Genomic DNA, 20,234 nt, shown 5'->3' on the forward strand with positions numbered 1-20,234 from the left:
CCCCGGCGCGGGCGGACGCCGGGAGCCGTCAGTCCTGGATCCGGTAGAAGCGCGTGGCCGTGCCGCCGAGGACGGCGGCGCGCTCGGCCTCGGTCAGGCCCGCGAGCAGCACCCCGGTCTCGCGCCACACCTTGGCGTAGTCCCCGGCGAGGACGGCCACCGGCCAGTCGCTGCCGAACATCAGCCGGTCGGGGCCGAAGACCTCCAGCGCGTGGTCCACGTAGGGTCGCAGGTCCCCGGCCGTCCAGGTCTCCGCGTCGGCCGCGGTGTTGAGGCCGGACACCTTGGCGTACACGTTCGGGTGCTCGGCGGCGCGGGCGATGAGCGACGCCCACGGCTCCCACCCCTTCTCCCTGATCGGCGGCTTGGCCAGGTGGTCGACGACCAGCCGCAGCCCCGGGACGCGCTCGGCCAGCACCGGCACGTGCTCCAGGTGCCTGGGCAGGACCGCGACCACGTCGAACGGCAGCCCCGCCCCGGCCAGCAGGCCCAGGCCCTCGACCACCGGGTCCCGGATCAGCCAGTCGGGGTCGGGGTCGTCGTGGATGAGGTGCCGGACACCGGCGAACCTCGGATGCCGGCGGTAGCGCTCCAGCGCCTCGGCGGCCTCGTCCGGGCGGTGCAGCGGCACCCAGCCGACCACGGCCGCGACGAAGGCGTGGGCGTCCGCCTGCGCCAGCATCGCGTCGGTGTCGGCGTAGGTGTCGGCGGCCTGGACCAGCACGGTCCGCTCCACCCCCGCGGCGGCGAGCTGCGGGAGAAGCTCCTCGGGGGCGAAGGTGCGGTGGATCGGCCCCGCCTCCGGCGTCAGCCAGGGGTAGGAACCCGTCTCCAGGTTCCAGAAGTGCTGGTGGGCGTCGACGACGGCCATCCGCCGCTCCTTCTCGATCGGTCGGTCGGGCCCGCTCACGCTAGGGGCGTCCCGGAGGGCACGTCAACGCTGCGCCGGGCCGGGCAGCGGGTGGCTCTCGCCCCTGGCCAGGTAGACGACCCGGGCGCCGTTGCCGTCCCGCTCGACCTCCTCGCGGAAGTCGGACAGCGGGGAGCTGAAGACGCCGTAGTCGTCGTAGTGCACCGGCAGGACGCGGCGTGGATTGATCATGGTCACCCAGTCGGCACCCTGCCGTCCGTCCATCGTCACCATCACCATCCCCAGCAGTTTGGTGCCGCCGAGGTGGACGATGCCGACGTCGATGTCGGGGAAGCGCCGCGGGATGGCGTCCAGTTCCCTGCCCATCAGCGTGTCGCCGCTGACGTGCAGGCGCAGGCTCACGAGCCCGCCGGGGTCGGTGAACTCCAGCATGCTTCCCATGACCGGTGGCATGAGGGCGTTCATCACACCCGGGCCGTGCCGAGCGGGCAGCGAGGTGATCTTGACCGAGCCGCCCGGGCCCCGCAGCTCGTGGTCACGCCAGGTGGTCAGGCCGACCGCCTCGCCGAAGCCCTGCCGCCTCAGCTTCCGCGCGGCGTGCGGCGTGGTGACGACCGGCAGGCCCTTGTCCAGCCCCCTGCGGGCCACCCGGTCCCAGTGGTCGCCGTGCATGTGCGAGAGCAGCACGGCGTCCAGCGGCGGGAGACGGTCGACGCTCAGCGCGGGTTCGGTCAGCCGCCGGGTGGACAGGCCGTAGCCCAGGTAGGCGCGCTGGCCGCGGTGCAGGAAGTTGGGGTCGGTGAGGATGGTGAACCCGTTGTAACGGATGAGGGTGGTGGCGTTGCCGATGAACGACACGCTCGCCTCGTCCCGGTCGGACATACCGCGGCTCCGTGTCAGGTCGATGGGACGGGATGGGGAGAGCGAGTCATGCCCCGGCACCCCGGACGCACACCTCGCCCGTCTCATGCCCCGGCACCCCGCGGGCACACCTCGGGCGTCCCTCCCGCGACCCGGCCCGCGCCGTGACCTGGTCCGAAGCCGGTCCGGGGCCGGTCCGGGGCCTGTCCAGGGCCGGTCCGGGGCCGGTTCGGAGCCGGTCCGTGACCGGTGCGGGGCCGGTGCCGGGTCAGTTCGGGGTCAGCGTGCGGTAGGCGTTGCCCTGCCACTCGACCAGCAGCACGGTGGCGTCGTCCTGGAGCCTGCCGTCGTGGTACTCCAGCACGTGGTGGATCAGGCGGCGCAGGGTCTCGGAGACCGGCAGGCCGTCGGAGTGGTGGCGGACGATGAAGTCGACGAAGCGCTCCAGCCCGAACTCCCGGCCCTCGCGGTTGCGGGCCTCGGTGACGCCGTCGGTGTAGAGCAGCACCCGGTCGCCGGGCTGCAGCTGCTCGCGGCAGACCGTGACGGGAAGGTCGAAGTCCAGGCCCATGGGGTGGGCGGGCGGGCAGCGCAGAGTGGTGATCGCCTTCCCGTTCCGGATCACCACCGGCGGGTGGTGACCGCGGTTGATCCAGTTGAGCATCCCGGTGGGGAGGTGCAGTTCGGCCAGGATGCCGGTGACGAAACGGGTCGCCCGGCCGAACTCGGCGATCAGTACCTTCTCGATCTCCTCGCTGTTGTCGGCCAGGCCCATGCCCTGGCGTCGGTTGTTACGGCAGGCGGCCAGGGCCAGGTTCGCGGTCAGCCCGGCCGAGACGTCGTGGCCCATCGCGTCGAAGATGCCCAGGTGCAGCAGGTCGCCGCCGACGGCGTAGTCGAAGGCGTCCCCGCCGACCTCGTAGGCAGGCTCCAGCGCGGCGCTGACCACCACCTCGGTGTTGGCGAAGGTCAGCGGCGGCATCAGCGTCCACTGCATCTCCGCGGCCACGTGCATCGGCCGGGTGCGCACCAGACGGGGGTAGGAGTCACTGTGGCCGCGCTTGCTGGCCACGATGAGCGCCATCGCCGCGGCCAGCGCGCGCATCGCCTCCTGGCCCGCATTCCCGAGGTCGGCCGGGGCCTGGATGCGCAGCATGCCCAGGCGTTCGGTGCCGTCCAGCAGCGGCATCCACCAGTGGCCCGTCCCTGCCTCGTCGTCCTCGTCGCCGGGCCGGAAGAGCACCCGCGACTCCTGGAAGCCGCGCCCGGCCAGCGTCGTGTCGATGCGCAGCTCGGCGGCGTGCCCGTCGGCCTCCTCACCGGCGTCCTCGCCCTGGCCGGTCAGCAGCCGGAGCACCTTCTGCTGCAGGTCGGCCAGGTAGATCAGCACCTCGCCCAGACCGGCGTGCGCGGCGTTCTCGGTGACCAGCGGGGGCAGATCCTCCAGCGCGCTCAGATGGCTGGCGGTGAGCAACCCGGTCAGCATCCGGGCGGTACCGCGCTGGACGCCCGGCTCGTCATGTACGTCCATCTGTGACCACCCACGTCTCTTCACGCTCCGCCCGCACCGGATCGAGTATGCGGCAGCGGGCACACCGGTTCGGCACTCTTGAGCGCACCGGCCGGAATCACTGTACGGGCCCGCCCCCGCTTTCCCGGGAGACGGGCACGGTACCGGCGCGGGGAGACCGCGCCGGTACCGGTGCGAGGGACGGACCGGCCCGCGGGAAGGCCGCCCCCGGACGCGGGGTGCGGGCCGTCCCGGGGACGGCGCCGGTACGCCGGCACCGGGTGCGGGTCAGCCCTCGCGCCACTCGCCCGACTTCAGGGCGCCGCCCGCCTGCGGGCCCATGAGCCCCAGGCCGCCGTCCACGAACAGCGAGGCACCGGTGACGTACGACGAGGAGGGGCCGGCGAGGAACGTGACGGCGGCGGCGACCTCACGGGCGTCACCGGGCCGGTCGATGGGGTACCCGGGACGGCTGCCGGGCTCCGGCAGCTCGTCCTCCTGGCCGGTCATCGGGGTGGCGATCTCCCCGGGGGCGATGTTGTTCACCGTGATCCCGTACGGGGCCAGTTCCAGGGCGAGCACCCGGGTCAGCATGCGCAGGCCGCCCTTGGCCGCGCAGTACGGTCCCGAGCCGACCCTCGGGTGCTCCTCGTGGACGCTGGTGACGTTGACGATGCGGCCCCCGCGGCCGGAGGCGACCATGCGGCGGGCGGCGCGCTGGGCGCACGTGAACGCCCCGTCGAGGTCGACCGCGATCACCGACCGCCACTCCTGGAAGTCCATCTCCAGCAGGGGCGTGCTGCTGCCGGTCCCGGCGTTGTTCACCAGGACGCCGAGGCCGCCCAGCTCCTCGGCCAGCTCGTCCACGGCGGAGGCGGCCTCCTCCGGCCGGGTCAGGTCCTGCCGGCGCACGGCCGCCGTACGGCCCAGCTCACGGACCAGCTTCGCGGTCTCCTCGGCCCCGGCCTGGTCGGAGTGGTAGGTGATGCCCACGTCGAAGCCCTCTTCGGCCAGCGCCACCGCGCTCGCCTTGCCGATGCCGGAGTCCGCTCCGGTGACGATCGCGACCCGGTCGTAGCCGGATGGGGATATGGGTGCTCTGCTCATGACGAACCGCTTTCCTGGGAGTACCTGCCGTCCCGGCCGGGACGTCCGCGCGTGGCGGGCCCGGCCCGGACGATGTCCGGGAACGCGATGTCTCCCCCGGGGACGACCCCTTAAACGGCTCCCGGCGGCGTCCGGACGGCCCGATGGTCCCCGTCCGGACGGCCCGGTGGTCCCGGGGGCGGACGGGACCCCGCCCGCCCTGACGGCCGAGGTCACCCGCGACGCCCGGGACCGCCCCGGACACCCGGGAACGCCCCGGACACCCGGGAACGCCCCGGACACCCGGGAACGCCCCGTACGCCCGGGTGAACCCGGTACGCCTGGGGACGCCCCGGAACGTCCGGGGACGCTCGGGGACGTCCAGAACCGGGGACGTCCGGAATCGGGGACGTCCGGAATCGGGGACGTCCGGAATCGGGGACGTCCGGGACGTCTATGCCAGGGCGGCGCCCAGGCGGCGCCACTGCTCGCGCGGGAAGGCGTCCGGATCGGCCGTGAGCACCTGGAGGGCGACGTGGTCGGCCCCGGCGGCGCGGTGCTCGTCCACCCTGCGCCTGACCGCCTCCTCGTCCCCCCCATGCGATCAGGGCGTCGAACAGGCGGTCGCTGACCGACTCCAGGTCCTCGGGCGAGAAACCCAGGCGCAGCAGGCTGTTGGCGTAGTTCGGGAGGGTGAGATAGCCCCGCAGCCAGTCGGTCCCGATCGCGCGCGCCTCCTCGGCTCCGGAGCACAGGATGACCGTCTGCTCCGGAAGGACGAGCGGGCCCTCGCCCAGCGCCTCGCGGGCGAGCCGCGTGTGGTCGGGGGTGACGAGGTAGGGATGGACCCCGCGCGTCCTCTCCCCCGCGAGCCGGAGCATCTTCGGGCCGAGTGCGGCAAGCACCCTCCTGCCGGCGGGCACGGGGGGCTCCGCCGCGTCCAGGCCGTCGAGGAACGTCTCCATGGCCGCCATCGGCCGCCGGTACCGGCCGGCCTCGGTCTGGTCGACCAGCGGGGCGTGGCTCACCCCGATCCCCATCAGGAACCGGTCGCCGTGGGCGGCCGACAGCGTCGCGTACGACGCCGCGGCCTCGGCCGGGGTGTGCATCCACAGGTTCAGGATGCCGGTCGCGACGACCGTCCGGCGGGTCGCCGCCAGCAGGTGTTCGACGGCGTCGAACAGGGCCCCTCCGACGTCGGGGATCCACAGCGCGCCGAAGCCCAGCTCCTCCAGCTCGGCCGCCGCCTCGGCGGACTCGGCCGGGTCCCCGTACCGCAACTGAGTGCTCCAGACGCCCACACCAGAGAGATTCATCGCGACCTTCCCGTTTCCCAGGACGCCGGCCGGCACCGCGTGGCGTGGTGCCGGGACCACCGGGACGGCCGCCGCGCACCGAGGTACTCGGGTGCCCGGGTGCCCGCCGTCCCGCCGGTGCCCCGGCCCGCGGCTCCCGCGGGCCGCCGGCGTGGTGTGCCGGCACGGTGTGCCGACGGCGGCGAGGTGCCACCGGCGCCACCGTACCCGGCACGGGCGGGTCCTACGCGGGCGAGAGCGCCGGGTCGCCCGAGCGGGTCGCGGGCGGCGGGGGGTCCCCGTCGTCCCCGTCCTTCCCGTCGCCGTCACCGCCGTCACCGTCGTCGCCGTCGTGGTCGTGGTCGTGGTCGTCCAGCAGGGTCGCCTCGTCGAACGGCACCCTGCCGGCCAGCACCTCCTCCGCGCGCTCCCGGTCGAACTCGCCGGTCCAGGTGCCGACCAGCACGGTGGCGACCGCGTTGCCCGCGAAGTTGGTCAGCGCCCGCGCCTCGGACATGAAGCGGTCGATGCCGACGATCAGGCCGACCCCGTCCACCAGGTCGGGGCGGTGCGACTGCAGGCCGCCCGCGAGGGTGGCCAGGCCCGCGCCGGTGACCCCGGCGGCCCCCTTGGAGGCGATCATCATGAAGACCAGCAGGGAGATCTGCTCGCCGAAGGAGAGCGGGGCTCCGGTGGCGCTCGCGATGAACAGCGTGGCCATGGTCAGGTAGATGGCGGTGCCGTCCAGGTTGAAGGAGTAGCCGGTCGGCACGGTGATGCCGACCACGGGCCTGCTGACGCCGAGGTGCTCCATCTTGGCGATCAGGCGGGGCAGCGCCGACTCCGACGAGGAGGTGGACAGGATCAGCAGGAACTCCCGGCCCAGGTAGCGCAGCAGGGAGAACAGGCCGACCCGGGCCACCAGCCACAGCAGCGGGCCGAGCACCACGAACACGAAGAGCAGGCAGGTCAGGTAGAAGGCGAGCATGATGACGCCGAGGCTCCTGAGCGCGTCCATGCCGGTGGCGCCGACGACCGCGGCCATCGCGCCGAAGGCGCCGACCGGGGCGGCCCACATGATCATGGCGAGGATCCGGAAGACGAGCCGCTGGACGTGCGTGATGCCGTTCAGGATCGGCCTGCCGCGCTCGCCCATGGCCTGCAGGGCGAACCCGGCCAGCAGCGCGACCAGGAGGGTCTGCAGCACCTCGCCGGAGGTGAGCGCGGAGACCAGCGTGGTGGGGATGATCCCGAGCAGGAACGTCACCGTGTCGCTCTCGCCGCCCTTGGCCGCCTCGGCCCCGGCCGCCTTGCGCAGCTCGTCGGTGAGCTGGAGGCCCTGGCCGGGGTCGATCATGTTGCCGACCAGCAGGCCGATGCCCAGCGCGACGGTCGACATGGCCAGGAAGTAGCCGAGCGCGAGCCCGCCGACCCGGCCGACCTTGGCGGCCTTGGTGACGGAGCCGACGCCGAGCACGATGGTGCAGAAGATGATCGGGCTGATCATCATCTTGATCAGGGCGACGAAGGCGGTGCCGATCGGCTTGAGTTCCTTGGCCAGATCGGGGGCGGCGAGCCCGACGGCGATACCGGCGACCACGGCGACGATCACGGCGATGTAGAGGTAGTGCGTTCGATCCCGGGCCGCGCTCATGCGTGCCTCCCGCTCTGGATGAGAATCCGGTCGAGCGACTATGAGCCGGTGCTGTGATCTAAGTCACCATTGCGTACATTTCGTTCGTGGACTTGTGGACGCTTCCCCGCCGCGTGCGCGGCTGGAGCCTGGCCGTGCGCGGCTGGAGCCTGGCGCGGCAGATGCTGGCGCTGCAGATCGTCGTCGTGGGCGTCACCGTGGCCGGCGGCGCGTCGCTGGCCCTGCTGCAGACGCGGGACCTGCTCGTCGAGGAGGCCGCCGGCACCGCCAGGGCGGTGACGGTCAGCGTGGCCGACTCCCCCTCCGTGCTGGCCTCCCTCGGCGACCCGTCGGCGCTGCAGCCGTACGCGGAGCGGGTCAGGAGGGAGACCGGGGTCGACTTCATCACGATCATGAGCCTGGACGGCGTGCGCTACACGCATCCCAACCCGGCCCAGATCGGCCGTCGCTTCCTGGGCACCACCGCGCCCGCCCTGGCGGGACGGACCTTCACCGAGACCTACACCGGCACGCTCGGCCCCTCGGTGCGCGCCGTCGCCCCGGTCCGCGACGCCGGTGGCCGGGTCAGGGCCCTGGTGAGCGGCGGCATCACGATCGACAGGATCAGCATCAGGCTCCGCGACCAGCTCGCCGGGGCCCTGCTGATCGGCGGGCTGGGCCTGTCGGTCGGCGGGGCCGGCACGTACCTGGTCGGGGCCCGGCTGCGGCGCCAGACGCACGGCATGGGCCCGGCCGAGCTGAGCCGGATGTACGAGTACCACGACGCGATCCTGCACGCCGTACGGGAGGGGCTGCTGCTCGTCGACGCCGAGGGCCGGGTGACGCTCTCCAACGACGGCGCGCGCGAGCTGCTGGGCCTGACGGGCGAACCCGCCGGGCGGCACGTCACCGAGATCGGCCTTCCCCCCTCACTGGCCGAGCGGCTGGCGACGGGCGAGAACCGTACCGACGAGATCCACATGACCGGGGAGCGGACGCTGGTGGTGAACGCGGCGGTGGTCCGCTCGGGCAACCGCTCGCTGGGCACCGTGGTCACCCTGCGCGACCACACCGAGCTGCAGTTCCTCGCCGGGCAGCTGGACGCCGAGCGCGGGTTCGCCGACTCCCTGCGGGCCGCCGCGCACGAGTCGGCCAACCGGCTGCACACCGTCATCACCCTGGTCGAGCTGGGCCGTACCGAGCAGGCGGTGGAGTTCGCGACCGCGGAGATCCGGGCCGCGCAGCAGCTCACCGACCGGGTGGTGGGCGCCGTGCGCGAGCCGGTGCTCGCCGCGCTGCTGCTGGGCAAGAGCGCCGAGGCCGCCGAGCGCGGGGTGGAGCTGGCGATCACCCCCGACAGCGAGCTGGGCGACCTCGGCCTGGACACCCGCGACCTGGTGACGATCGTCGGCAACCTGGTGGACAACGCGGTGGACGCGGCCATGGCGGGTACCCGTCCCGCGCGGGTGGAGGTGCGGCTGCGCGCCGACGAGACGACCTTCGTGATCGGCGTCTCCGACAGCGGCCAGGGGCTGGACCCGGCCAGGACGGCCGACGCCTTCCGGCGGGGATGGACCACCAAGGGCGACGGCCGCGGTCTCGGCCTGGCCATGGTCGGGCAGGCGGTCCGCCGGGCGGGCGGGACGATCGCGGTCGGCGGGACGGGCCCGGGCGGCCACGGCGACGGACACGACGACGGGGACAGCGGTGACGGCCACGACCACGGACACGGACACGGACACGGCGCGGTGTTCACCGTGCGGCTGCCGCTGAACGGGAGGGAGGCCCCATGATCTCGGTACTGGTCGTGGAGGACGAGGAGATCACCGCCGAGGCGAACCGGGTCTTCGTGGAGCGGGTGCCCGGCTTCCGGGTGGAGGGGGTGGCGAGGTCGGGCGGTGAGGCGCTGCGCTTCCTGCGCCGCCGCCCGGTGGACCTGGTCCTGCTCGACCTCTACCTGCCCGACATGCACGGGCTGGAGGTGTGCCGGGCGCTGCGGGCCGCGGGGGTGATGTCGGACGTCATCGCGGTCACCTCGGCGCGCGACCTGTCGGTGATCAGGTCCGCGGTCTCGGTGGGCGTGGCGCAGTACCTGCTCAAGCCCTTCACCTTCGCCTCGCTGAACGAGAGGCTCACCCGCTACGCGGAGTTCCGGTCGTCGGTGGCGGGGGTGGGCGAGGCCAGCGGCCAGGACGAGGTGGACCGCGCGCTGGCGGCGCTGCGGAACCCGGCGCAGGGCCCGCTGCCCAAGGGGATGACACAGGTCACCCTCGACGCCGTCCTGGCGGAGCTGCGCGCGAACCCCGGCGGCCTGTCGGCCCAGGCCGCCGGAGCGGCGATCGGCGTCTCCCGGGTGACCGCACGCCGCTACCTGGAGCACCTGACCGAGAGCGGGATCGCCCGCCGGGTGCCCCGGTACGGTGGGATCGGACGGCCCGAGTTGCTCTACCGGATCGTCTGAGGCCGCTTCTCCGGGGCATCGCGTCCCCGGAACTGGTAGGAAAAAGACAGCCCGCCCTGTCCCCGCGGGCGAAGGAGCCCAGTATGACCTTTTTCACGATCTCATCGAGCCTGCTCGGGACGGCGCTGGTCGTCCGGGTGCTCGGGGAGCTCGACTACCGGCACGCCCCCGCATTCCGCGGGGAGATGGACAAGGCATGGGAGGCCGGTACGCCCTCCATGGTCGTGGTCGACGTCGGTGAGATCACCTTCTGCGACTCCACCGGGGTCGCCCAGCTCGTCCAGGTGCTCCGGCGGAGCCGCTCCCAGGGCTTCGGCCTGGCCCTGGTCGGCCTGCACGGAGTCCTGGAGCGGATTCTCACCATCACCGGCCTGCGCTCGTCCTTCGGCGTCTTCGCCACCGTGGAGGAGGCGCTGGAGTCCGGTGGATCGGCCTCAGCGCTGGTCCATCGGAGCCCGGGGGGCGTCGATGATGACGTCCGAGAAGATGTCCACCATCAGGGCGATCACGCCGCCGACCGCGACGATCCCCGCGCCGACCCAGAAGAACGTCCAGTTGGGGCCTAGGCACAGCGCCACGCCCCCGACGGTGAACCCCAGCAGGATGACGATCACCGCGAGCCAGGACTTGGGGCTTCCCCCGTGACTACCGGCCATGAGCCTTTCCTCTCCACGTGAGTCAGTGATGCGCGCCGCCGGCCGCGGCGATCACCCGGGTCAGCGACCGGTGAAGCTCCTGGAGCTCCTCCAGGTCCATCCCCAGGCGCTCGGCGATCGCCGGCGGGATCCTCTCCGCCTCGTCCCGCAACCGGAGGCCCTCCGGGGTGAGCGTGACGGCCAGGACACGCTGGTCCTGGCCGTCCCGTCGCCTCCGGACGTAGCCGACGGTCTCGAGACGCTTCAGCAGCGGGGACAGCGTACCGGGGTCGAGGTGCAGTAGCTTGCTCAGCTCCTTGACGGACAGCGGTGCCCGCTCCCAGAGGGCGAGCATGACCAGATACTGCGGGTGGGTGAGCCTCATCGGTTCCAGCAGCGGCCGGTAGAGCGCGATGACGTCACGCGAGGCGACCGCCAGGGCGAAACAGACCTGCCGCTCCAGGCTGAGGGCATCGATCATGTCCCTCATCACCTCTCATCTGAACATAGTAGGATATTTAGCGTACAAATGATTATCGCCCCAAGCATCGGCGAGCAAAGGATCCCCCATGTTTCACCGGAAGCCGATCGAGGAACGGATCGCCGAGCGCCAGGCCGGGAGGCCCGCCCTGAAGGAGGGCCGGCACTTCGAGCACGGCCCGGCCAAGTTCGTCTTCGTCTTCGTGCTCGTCTTCGTGGTCGTGGGCCACCTGGCCGGCCTGCTGGTCCTGATGGCCCTGGACGTGCACTGAGGCGGACGGCCGCCCTTCCTCTCACAGCCGAAGCCACGGCGCCACCCGGACGGTGTCCGGGTGAGAGAATGACGATCCTGTTGGTCGGGGTTGGACCGCCCGCCAGATCAGGAGGTCTGTAGATGTCTGACGTCACACCGGAGCCCCAGAGCTCCGACGAGAGTTCCGACGACGAGCTGAAGCGCAAGTTCCGCGAGGCACTGGAGCGCAAGAAGCTCGCCGAGACGGACGCGGGTTCCGGGGGCAAGGGGAAGAACTCCTCGAAGATCCACGGTGCCCACGGCCCGGCTGCGGCCAAGCGCTCCTTCCGCCGCAAGAGCGGCGGCTGAGCCGCCTTCCGGATCAGGGGCCTTCCGGATCGATCGTCTTCGGGGACGGGGGCCTTGCGGGCCGGGAGCGGAATCGCCCGGCCCGTCTCGTGAACCACGGCCCGGGCCGGGCACCCGCCCGGCCCGGGCCGCGGTCGCTTCACCACGAGGCTCTAGCATGCTGCGACGTGAGAGATCTCCGTCTGCTTCCCAAGGCCCACCTGCACGTCCACCTGGAGAGCACGGTACGCCCGGAGACCGTGCGCGAGCTGGGCGGGCCACCCGAGCCCGAGGGCGCGTTCACGAGCTTCCGGGAGTTCGCCGACCAGCGGGCCAAGGTGCGCGGGCTGCTGCGCACACCCGAGCACTTCCGCCGGATCGCCCTGGAGTTCTGCGAGGACGAGGCCGCCCAGGGCACCCGCTACGCCGAGGTGACCTTCACCGCAGCCTCGCACGGGGAGCGGGTCGGGCGGCTGGAGATGCCGCTGGAGGCGGTGCTCGACGGGCTGGCCGAGGGCGAGGCCAGGTTCGGCGTCCGCAGCCGGGTGCTGCTCGACCACTCCCGGCGCCGGCCGGTGGAGCGGCTGTGGCGGACCTACGAGCTGGCCACCCGCTACGACGAGGTGATCGGCATAGGGCTGGCGGGCGACGAGAGCCATCCGCTGGCGCCGTTCGCCGAGGTGTTCGGCGCGGCCGCGGACGCCGGCCTGCACCTGGTCCACCACGCCGGGGAGTCCGCCGGCGCGGCCAGCATCCGCGAGGCCCTGGACCTCGGGCGTACCGAACGGCTCGGGCACGGCATCCGGGTGCTCGACGACGAGGCGCTGGTGGCGCGGGTGCGCGAGAGCGGCATCGCGCTGGAGGTCTGTCCCACCTCCAACGTCCTGCTCGGCCTCGTCCCCTCGCTGGCCGACCACCCGCTGCCCCGGCTGCGCGCGGCCGGGCTGAGGGTCACGATCAACACCGACGGCGAGACCGCGCTGGCCGACGAGTACGCGCGGCTGCGCGAGGTCTTCGGGTACGGCGACGACGTCCTGGCCGAGCTGGCCCGCGCCTCGATCGAGGCGTCGTTCGCCCCCCGGGACCTGGTCGCGGCGCTCCTGGCCGAGGTCGACGCCTGGTCGTCCACGCCCACTCCCGCGTCCACGGCCTCGTCCGAGGGCGGGTCCGGGGGCGGGTCCGAGGGCGAGGTCGGGGGCGAGGTCGGAGCCGGGGGCGGGTCAGGGCACAGGCCGGGGAACGCCTCCCCGGGCCGGTCCGGCGGTGGGTCCGGGAACACGCCCGTGTAGGCTGTCCGCGTGCGTGATCTTGGCGATGACCCCCGTCCGGCCCGTGGCGCGGTCCGCGAGATCCTTCGCGTCGACCGGAGCGCGACCCTGCACTACTCCCCCGACCTCGACGGGCTCGCCGACCCCGGCGAGATCGTCTGGGCCTGGGTCCCGTACGAGGAGGACCCGGCCCGGGGCAAGGACCGGCCGCTGCTGGTCGTCGGCCGTCACGACCGCGACCTGCTCGCCCTGATGCTCTCCAGCCGCGCCGGGGGCGGCCGTCCGGACGACTGGCTGGAGATCGGCCCCGGCGCCTGGGACCGGGACGACCGCGTCTCCTACCTGCGCCTGGACCGGGTCTTCGTCCTCGGCGAGGACGACATCCGGCGCGAGGGCTCCGTCCTCGACGGCGAGCGCTTCGCCCGGGTGGCGGCCGTGCTCAAGCAGACCCACAACTGGGCCGCCGACGGCTGAGTCCCTCCCGTGACGCGGGACGGCGTGAATTCGATGGAGAACGGCGTCGCCGGTCGGCATCCTGGTCTCCCATGGACGACAGAAGGCTCGTTCGAGTCTCCAAGTACCTCTCCAAGCATCTGCGGCACCAGCCGGAGAGCATCGGCCTGACACTCGACCCGCAGGGCTGGGTGGAGGTCGAGGCCCTGCTCGCCGCCGCGGCGCGGCACGGGTTCACGATCACCCGTGACGAGCTCGCGCGGGTGGTGGAGGGCAACGACAAGCGGCGCTTCACCGTCGAGGGCGACCGGATCCGCGCCAACCAGGGGCACACGGTCGAGGTCGACCTGGACCTTCCCACCGTCGAGCCGCCCGAGTTCCTGTTCCACGGGACGGTCGCCGCTCAGCTGGCGGCCATCCGAAGTGAGGGCCTGCTGCCGATGGCCCGCCACGCCGTGCACCTGTCGCCGGACCGGGAGACCGCGACCCGGGTGGGCGAGCGCCGGGGCCGTGCGGTCGTGCTGGTCGTCCGCTCCGGGGAGATGCACCGGGCCGGCCACGAGTTCCAGGTGAGCGCCAACGGCGTCTGGCTCACCGCCCACGTGCCGCCCGACCGCATCACGTTCCCCGACTGAGGCCCGGCACCGCGTCTCGTTCCCCGGCCGACACCCCGCACCACACGACCCGTATCGCATCTCGTTCCCCGGCCGAGACCCGGCACCGCGTCTCGGCTCCCCGGCCGGGACCCCGCACCGCACGGGCCTGCACCGCGTCCCGTTCTCCGGCCGTCGCCCGGCAACCGAGGAGATGCGGCCGCGCGACCCCGGAGCGGACCATGGGTCGCGCGACCACCGGCCCGCCGCGTCCCACCGGCACGGCGGGCCAGCGGGCCGGCGCCCGAAGGGGAACGGAACGCGGCACCGCACGAGAAGGCGGGAGGGCAGGACGTGGCGTCTCACACGCGTGCCGTCCGAGGCAGACGGGCGGTCACGTCCTGCGCGCAGGACGGGCTGTGGCTGCTCGACGCGCTGGACCCGGAGCCGGGGGCCCACGATGTGGGCACGGCCTACCGGATCCGCGGCGACCTCGACGTCGGCGCGCTGCGCGCCGCCTGGAACGAGGTCGTCCGCCGTCACGAACCCCTCAGGACCGTCATCCGCGAGAGCGGCGGCCGTCTCGTCCAGCACATCTCACCGTCGTCCGAGGAGGCCGGCCACGCGCTCGCGCTCCTCGATCCTGACGCCGTCATCGGCGACGGTGCCGACGACGGTGCCGACGACGGTGCCGACATCGGTCGCGCCATGGGTCCCGACGTCGGTCCCGGCGGCCCCGGCGACGACCCCGACGACGACCTCGGCACGGAACGGCGTGCCGAGCGGGTCCGCGCCGCGCTGAGCGCCGAGCCGTTCGACCTGGCACGGGGTCCCCTGGCCCGGGCGACCCTGGTCCGCCTGGACGAGAACGACCACCTGCTGACACTCCGGCTGCACCGCGCCGTCGCCGACGACCGGTCCGTGTCGATCGTCGTGGACGAGCTGTCGGCCGGCTACGCCGCGGCGCTGGCCGGCAGGCCCGCGGGCACGGCCCTGCCCGCCCTCACGTCCCGGTTCGCCGACCACGCGCGACGGCAGCGCCGCTGGATCCGCACCCCGGCGTTCCACGAGCTGCTGGACTGGTGGACCCGCGCGCTGACCCCCATGCCTCCCGTGACCCTGCCCGTGGACCGCGGCCGTCCCCGATCCGCGCGCGGCCGGACCGTCCGGTTCGACTGGGGCCCGGACGCGCGCTCCCGGGTCGAGGAACTGTCCCGCGCCGCCGGGACCACGCCGTCCACCGTCCTGCTCGGCGCGCTGCACTGCCTGCTGCACCGGTACGGGGGCACGGACCGGACGGCGGTGACGGTCCCGGTGAGCCTGCGCACCGCTCCGGGGACGGACCTTCTGGCCGGGCCGTTCGTCAATCCGCTCGTGCTGACCGCCGACCTCTCCGGCGGGCCGTGCTTCCGCGAGCTGCTCACCCGGCTGGACGGACGCGTCCGCGAGGCCCTCGCCCGCAGGGAACTGCCCTTCCCGTACGTGGTCCGGGCACTTCGCGCCGACCGGGACCCGTACCGGGTGCCGCTGTCCGACGTCGTGCTCGACGTGCGGGAGAGCCCGGAGGCCGAGCTCCGGCTTCCCGGCGCCGAGGTGCGCCGCCTCCCGGCCGCGGACGGCGTGGACCGCGCGGACGGCACGGCCGTGGCCGCGAGCCTGGCCGACCTGACGTTCACCGTGGACCTGGCCGGGCCCTCGGTCACCGGTTCGCTGACCTACCGTGACGGCCTCCTGGACGAGCACTCCGCCCGCTCCGTCCTGGACCAGCTGCGCACCCTGCTGACCGCTGCCGCAGAGGACCCCGGCCTGCCGGTGGACGCTCTCCCCCTGGAGTCCGCCGACCGCGTCCGCGAGGCCGCCCGCGAGGCGGACCGGACCGGAGCCGCCCCCTCCCCCGGCCTCGGGGTCCACGAGCTCGTGCGTCTGAACGCCGCGCACCGGCCGGACGCCGTCGCGGTCGCCTGGGAGGGTGCCGCCACCTCCTACCGTGAGCTGGCCCGGCGGGCGTCCGTCCTCGACGCCCACCTGCGCCGCCTGGACCACGGGGGCGGTGCCGGAGACGGTACCGGGAGCGGTGGGGGTGTCGAGGGCGCGGCGGTTGCGGTGCGCGTACCGCCGGGTCCCGGCCGGATCGCGGCGCTACTGGGGGTGCTCGGCACGGGCGCCCATCTGGTGTGGCTCGGCACGGGCGACGCCGGGGATCGCGTCCGGGCGGTCCTGTCCGACCTGCGCCCCGCCTGCATGCTCGTGGAGGGGGCACCTGACGGGGACGAACTGGCCCGCTGGTACCGCGACGAGCTGGGAGGGCGGGTCGTCGACATCGCCGCCGACCACGGCGGCACCACCGGCACCGGCACCGCCACCGCCACCGCCACCGACGGCACAGCGGGCACGGCCGGCCTCACCGCCGACATCGTGGCCGGGACCGAGGACTCCCCGGCGGAGGCGCCGCTTCCCGGCGTTCCGGATCCGGACGCCTGGGCGTACGTCGCCTACACGTCGGGGTCGACGGGACGTCCGAAGGGGATCCCGCAGACCCACGCCGCCCTCGCGCAGTTCGTCACCTGGTTCGCCGCGGGGTTCGGCATCGGGCCCGGTTCCCGGGTGGCGCAGTGGGTGACCCCCGAGCACGACCCGGCCCTGTGCGAGGTGTTCGCGACGCTCGTCTCCGGGGCGACGCTCTGCCCGGTGCCGGACGGCATCAGGGCGCACCCCGAGAAGCTGGTGGCCTGGCTCGCCGACCAGGAGATCACGCACATCCAGACCGTTCCGAGCTTCGCCAGGACGCTCCTGGGTGCGATCACCGGCGGAGGAGCCGGGCGTCCCGCCCGCCTCGGGCACATCCTGCTGATGGGTGAGGCGGTATCGCCGGAGTTGGTGCGCGGCCTGCGCGCGGCCCTGCCGTCCACCCGGCTGATCAACCTCTACGGGCCCACCGAGACGATCGCGGCGACGTGGCACGAGATCGGCGGCCCGACCGGGGACACGGCCGGTCGCCCCGTCGATGACACGACAGTGGACACGGTCGGGGACGCAGCCGGGGACACGATCGGGGCTGCGGTCGGGAACACGGTCGGCCACGGGAGCGGCGACGCGGCCGGGGTGATCCCCATCGGGCGTCCCATCCCCGGCCGGCAGGTCCTGGTCGTTGACGACCGGGACCGCCCCTGCCCGGCGGGGGTGACCGGTGAGATCGTCGTGCGCACCCCGTACGTCACCCCCGGGTACATCGGCACGGCCGGTGGCGAGCCCGTCTTCGAGCCGCTCCGGGGGCCCGGGAGGCCCGAGGAGCCCGCGGTGGCCTGCCGGACCTACCGGACCGGGGACCTGGCGCGCCGGCGCTGGGACGGCCGCCTGGAGTTCCGCGGGCGCAAGGACTTCCAGGTGAAGCTCTCCGGCGTCCGGATCGAGCTCACCGAGGTCGAGGCGGCCCTGTCCGCGCACGAGTCGGTGGCCGAGTGCGCGGTCGTCGCCCGTACCGGCCGGGACGGCCTGCCCGACGCGCTGGTCGCCTACGTCGTCCCGGCCCCCTCCGCGGCCGGGGACGCCTCCCCGGCCCGGGCCTGGCGAGCCTGCCTGCGGCGGCGTTTCGGCCGCGACACACCGGCCGTGCTGTTCACGGTCCTGGACCGCCCGCTGCCGCGGAACCTCACCGGCAAGGTCGACCGGGCAAGGCTGCCCGGCCCTCGGCACGCCGCCTGGCGGTCGGAACCCCCGGCCCCGACCCCGACCCAGAAGGGCGTGATCGCCATCTGGTCGGACCTGCTGGGACGGGCGGAGATCGGCGTCGAGGACGACTTCTTCGCGGCCGGTGGCCACTCCCTGCTGGTCCCCCGGCTCGTCGCGCGCGTCCGGGACCGCTTCGGCGTCGAGCCGTCCCTGCGGCGGTTCTTCGCCGAGCCGACCCCGGCCGGGCTCGCGGCGCTCGTCGACGAGGCCACCCGGCCGCCGGCCGAGGATGTCCACGAGGCGGCCCGGCCACCGATGGCGGATGTCCGGGGAGACCGGCCCGGCGTCCCGCGGGGAGGAACGGCCGGTGGGGACGACCCCCAGGACGGCCCGCGCGGACACGGTCCCCAGGACGGCCCGCGTGGACGGGGACGTGCCGTGCACCCCGGTGCCGCCGTTCTCGCCGGAGCCCTCTCCGGGGCACAGGGATGATTCACATTGACGGCAGGAGGAGAGCCAATGACCGTTGACCAGCGCCCGAGCCCCGTCGCCTCGGACATCGAGCGGCGGGTCGAGCGGATCTGGAAGGACGTGCTCGGCGTGGCCGAGTTCCCGTCCGACGCCACCTTCTTCGAGCTGGGCGGGCAGTCCGTCTCGGCGGTCCGGATCATCGCCCGGATCGAGGAGGAGATCGGCGTCACGATCGACATGGGCGACCTGTTCGAGGACCCCGACCTGGCGACGTTCGTCCGCGACGTCGCCGCCAAAGCGCCGCACGAGCAGGCGTAGCGAAGCGACGAGGACGGCCGGGGCGGCGCGGCCGGCCCCGGCCGTGCCGTGCCGCCCCGGCCGCGCCGTGAGGAGGAGAGATGGGACTCGTGCGCAGGCGTCTGCCGAACGGCCTGGAGGTGACGCAGGTCGATCCCGGAGAAGCCGCTGTGATCTATCGGGAGGTATTCGTCGAGGAGTCGTACCTGAGGGACGGCTTCCCTTCCACCGGCCTTGACGTGATCTTCGACATCGGCGCGAACATCGGTCTCGCGTCGATCTTCTTCAAGCAGCGTCACCCGGACGCGCTCGTCGTCGCCGCGGAGCCCGGGCCGGACACCTACGCGGCGCTGCGCGAGAACTTCGACCGGCACGTCCCCTCGGGAGTGGCGCACGAGGTGGCCGTGTCCGACCGGAACGGCACCCGGCGCTTCGGCTACTACCCGCAGGCGCCTGCGGAGTCGGGTTTCTACGCCGACGAGCCGGAGGAGACCGAGCTCGCCAGGCGGCTCCTGGTGCGCGGCGGGGTGCCCGCGCCGGCCGCCGAGAGGCTGGCCCGGTCGCGGCACCGGCTGTCCCACGTGGAGTGCCGGACCGTCACCCTCTCCTCCCTGATCCGGGAGCACGGGGTGGACCGGGTGGACCTGCTGAAGATCGACGTGGAGAAGGGCGAGCTGGACGTGCTGGCCGGCATCGAGGAGCCCGACTGGGCCAGGATCGGCCATCTGGCGCTGGAGGTGCACGACATCGGGGGCCGGCTGGCGCGGGTCGTGTCGATGCTGCGCGAGCGCGGCTTCGGGGTCGCCGTCGAGCAGGAGGACCGGCTCTCGGACACCGGCATGCACATGCTGTTCGCCACCGCCGGGCGGAGGACCGCCTCGCTGTCGTCCGGGGCCTCCCGGTCGTCCGGTGTGACGAACCCGGGATGACGCGGACGGACGCGGATGCGAGAAGCCCCTGGCCATCGGCCAGGGGCTTTTCGGTCGCCGGGAGGTCGGCTCACGCGTCGACCGTCTCCCGGGGTGCACGGGTCGCCTCACGGGAGGCGTCGTCGCCGGGAACACCCTCGCGGGAGACGCTCTCGTGGGTGTTCTCGCGGACGGCGTTCTCGCGGACGGTGTCGTCGCGGACGGCGTTCTCGCGGGAGGCGTTGAGTCCCATCAGGTCCGCGGCCGCGCGTGCCTGGGCGATGTCGTCGTGCTCCAGCACCATGTGCGGGTCCTGGAGCTCGAACCAGCCCACTCCCGGCGGGCAGCGGTCGTAGCCGAGCAGGCGCCGGACCTCCTCGGGGTGGGCCAGCACCGCCTCCCTGGGCACCGCGATGTACTGGTTCTCCTCCTGGCGCAGGTTCGCCACGTCCAGCGAGAGGGTCAGGCCGACGCGCGGCCGGTCGCTGTCGTTCCTGCCGCCGCAGTGGTACACCCCTCCGGTGAACAGGAGCGCCGACCCCGCGGGCATCTCGGCGGGGATGCTCTCGGCGTACCGCGGGGCGCGCTCGTCGTCCCAGTGGTGGCTTCCCGGGATCACCAGTGTGGCGCCGTTCTCCGCGGTGAAGTCGGTCATGGCGAGCATGAGCTGCAGCCGGATGGTGGGGCCCGGGTGCGGGCGCAGGTAGAGCGTGTCCTCGCGGTGCAGGGGCTGCTTGCCCTGTCCGGGGTCGATCTGGATCGCCTGGGTGGCGCTGATGTGGATGTTCGGCGTCATCTCGATGCGGGAGCGGCCGATCCAGATCGGCACCGGCCGCTGCATGATCGTCCGGGCCGGTCCCAGGTAGAGGGGGTGGGTGACGACCGGCGTCAGGTGGGTCGTTCGGGCGAACAGCGAGGAGATCCGCCGGGTCCGGTGGCCGTCGTAGCCGCTCTCGCAGTAGTCGGAGGCCTCCAGGTCCGGGCCGAGGTCGGCCCAGAGGCCCTTCATCGTCGCCTCGTCGGCGAGTCCTTCGACGATCACCACGCCGTCGCGCTCGAGCGCCTCGACGACCTCCTCGGGAGCGGCATCCGGTTTCACGCGGATGAGGGCTGTCATCGTCGGTTACCCCTTTCGTGCTTGTCAGGACGCTTCTCGTACCGGC

The 20,234-nt window shown here is 73.4% G+C and carries 19 protein-coding genes and 1 pseudogene; 11 read left to right on the forward strand and 9 right to left on the reverse strand.

Annotation, left to right across the window (positions count from 1 at the left end; genetic code table 11):
- Positions 1-28: 28 nt before the first annotated feature.
- The 6 genes from ABD832_RS38360 to ABD832_RS38385 all read right to left on the reverse strand — a co-directional run bounded on the left by ABD832_RS38360 (position 29) and on the right by ABD832_RS38385 (position 7,277).
- On the reverse strand, positions 29-871 hold the full coding sequence (locus ABD832_RS38360) for an amidohydrolase family protein (protein WP_344906457.1): 843 nt from the start codon (positions 869-871) through the stop codon (positions 29-31).
- Between the two features lie 63 nt (positions 872-934).
- Positions 935-1,753 (reverse strand): MBL fold metallo-hydrolase, encoded by an 819-nt coding sequence (locus tag ABD832_RS38365; protein WP_344906460.1) that lies wholly within the window; start codon positions 1,751-1,753, stop codon positions 935-937.
- 247 nt (positions 1,754-2,000) lie between these two features.
- Positions 2,001-3,263: a PP2C family protein-serine/threonine phosphatase gene (locus ABD832_RS38370; RefSeq protein WP_344906463.1), complete on the reverse strand. Its 1,263-nt coding sequence runs from the start codon at positions 3,261-3,263 to the stop codon at positions 2,001-2,003.
- Positions 3,264-3,530: 267 nt separating this feature from the next.
- A complete protein-coding gene (locus ABD832_RS38375; RefSeq protein ID WP_344906466.1) occupies positions 3,531-4,349 on the reverse strand; it encodes an SDR family oxidoreductase in 819 nt (272 codons plus the stop codon).
- Between the two features lie 212 nt (positions 4,350-4,561).
- A complete protein-coding gene (locus ABD832_RS38380) occupies positions 4,562-5,644 on the reverse strand; it encodes a TIGR03620 family F420-dependent LLM class oxidoreductase (protein WP_344906469.1) in 1,083 nt (360 codons plus the stop codon).
- Between the two features lie 223 nt (positions 5,645-5,867).
- Positions 5,868-7,277 carry a cation:dicarboxylate symporter family transporter gene (locus ABD832_RS38385; protein WP_344906472.1) on the reverse strand — a complete coding sequence of 470 codons (1,410 nt, stop codon included), beginning with the start codon at positions 7,275-7,277 and terminating at the stop codon, positions 5,868-5,870.
- Between the two features lie 86 nt (positions 7,278-7,363).
- On the opposite strand from ABD832_RS38385, the gene ABD832_RS38390 reads away from it, so the two are divergent.
- The 3 genes from ABD832_RS38390 to ABD832_RS38400 all read left to right on the forward strand — a co-directional run bounded on the left by ABD832_RS38390 (position 7,364) and on the right by ABD832_RS38400 (position 10,283).
- Positions 7,364-9,049, forward strand: coding sequence for a sensor histidine kinase (locus tag ABD832_RS38390; RefSeq protein ID WP_344906475.1), 1,686 nt, complete (start codon positions 7,364-7,366; stop codon positions 9,047-9,049).
- Positions 9,046-9,717, forward strand: a complete 672-nt coding sequence (locus ABD832_RS38395; RefSeq protein WP_344906482.1) for a response regulator — start codon at positions 9,046-9,048, stop codon at positions 9,715-9,717. The genes ABD832_RS38390 and ABD832_RS38395 overlap by 4 nt, the downstream gene beginning before the upstream one ends.
- Positions 9,718-9,800: 83 nt before the next feature.
- Complete coding sequence (locus ABD832_RS38400) at positions 9,801-10,283, forward strand: STAS domain-containing protein (RefSeq protein ID WP_344906485.1); 483 nt, start codon at positions 9,801-9,803, stop codon at positions 10,281-10,283.
- Here the strand turns inward: ABD832_RS38400 and ABD832_RS38405 are convergent.
- Together ABD832_RS38405 and ABD832_RS38410 are read right to left on the reverse strand one after the other, a co-directional pair.
- Positions 10,269-10,373, reverse strand: a pseudogene (locus ABD832_RS38405) (HGxxPAAW family protein); the annotation flags it as partial. The gene ABD832_RS38400 and the pseudogene ABD832_RS38405 overlap by 15 nt on opposite strands.
- 22 nt (positions 10,374-10,395) lie before the next feature.
- Entirely contained in the window at positions 10,396-10,842 is a 447-nt protein-coding gene (locus ABD832_RS38410; protein WP_344906488.1) for a MarR family winged helix-turn-helix transcriptional regulator, read from the reverse strand.
- A 79-nt stretch (positions 10,843-10,921) separates the two neighbouring features.
- On the opposite strand from ABD832_RS38410, the gene ABD832_RS38415 reads away from it, so the two are divergent.
- The 8 genes from ABD832_RS38415 to ABD832_RS38450 all read left to right on the forward strand — a co-directional run bounded on the left by ABD832_RS38415 (position 10,922) and on the right by ABD832_RS38450 (position 19,092).
- The gene (locus ABD832_RS38415) at positions 10,922-11,104 is read left to right on the forward strand and encodes a hypothetical protein (RefSeq protein WP_344906491.1); all 183 of its coding nucleotides are present in this window, start codon (positions 10,922-10,924) and stop codon (positions 11,102-11,104) included.
- 122 nt (positions 11,105-11,226) lie between these two features.
- Positions 11,227-11,433 (forward strand): DUF5302 domain-containing protein, encoded by a 207-nt coding sequence (locus ABD832_RS38420; protein ID WP_344906494.1) that lies wholly within the window; start codon positions 11,227-11,229, stop codon positions 11,431-11,433.
- A gap of 167 nt (positions 11,434-11,600) precedes the next feature.
- Entirely contained in the window at positions 11,601-12,701 is a 1,101-nt protein-coding gene (gene add / locus ABD832_RS38425) for an adenosine deaminase (protein ID WP_344906497.1), read from the forward strand.
- A gap of 9 nt (positions 12,702-12,710) precedes the next feature.
- Positions 12,711-13,154, forward strand: coding sequence for a type II toxin-antitoxin system PemK/MazF family toxin (locus tag ABD832_RS38430; protein WP_344906500.1), 444 nt, complete (start codon positions 12,711-12,713; stop codon positions 13,152-13,154).
- A gap of 71 nt (positions 13,155-13,225) precedes the next feature.
- Positions 13,226-13,768, forward strand: coding sequence for an RNA 2'-phosphotransferase (locus ABD832_RS38435; protein WP_344906503.1), 543 nt, complete (start codon positions 13,226-13,228; stop codon positions 13,766-13,768).
- 312 nt (positions 13,769-14,080) lie between these two features.
- Positions 14,081-17,887 carry a non-ribosomal peptide synthetase gene (locus tag ABD832_RS38440; protein ID WP_344906506.1) on the forward strand — a complete coding sequence of 1,269 codons (3,807 nt, stop codon included), beginning with the start codon at positions 14,081-14,083 and terminating at the stop codon, positions 17,885-17,887.
- Positions 17,888-17,914: 27 nt separating this feature from the next.
- Positions 17,915-18,184: a phosphopantetheine-binding protein gene (locus tag ABD832_RS38445; protein ID WP_344906509.1), complete on the forward strand. Its 270-nt coding sequence runs from the start codon at positions 17,915-17,917 to the stop codon at positions 18,182-18,184.
- 80 nt (positions 18,185-18,264) lie between these two features.
- Positions 18,265-19,092, forward strand: a complete 828-nt coding sequence (locus ABD832_RS38450; protein ID WP_344906512.1) for an FkbM family methyltransferase — start codon at positions 18,265-18,267, stop codon at positions 19,090-19,092.
- A 70-nt stretch (positions 19,093-19,162) separates the two neighbouring features.
- Here the strand turns inward: ABD832_RS38450 and ABD832_RS38455 are convergent, their stop codons facing one another.
- Complete coding sequence (locus ABD832_RS38455; protein WP_344906515.1) at positions 19,163-20,188, reverse strand: phytanoyl-CoA dioxygenase family protein; 1,026 nt, start codon at positions 20,186-20,188, stop codon at positions 19,163-19,165.
- Positions 20,189-20,234: the final 46 nt, after the last annotated feature.

The organism is Streptosporangium longisporum, assembly GCF_039534895.1.
Lineage (GTDB): Bacteria > Actinomycetota > Actinomycetes > Streptosporangiales > Streptosporangiaceae > Streptosporangium > Streptosporangium longisporum.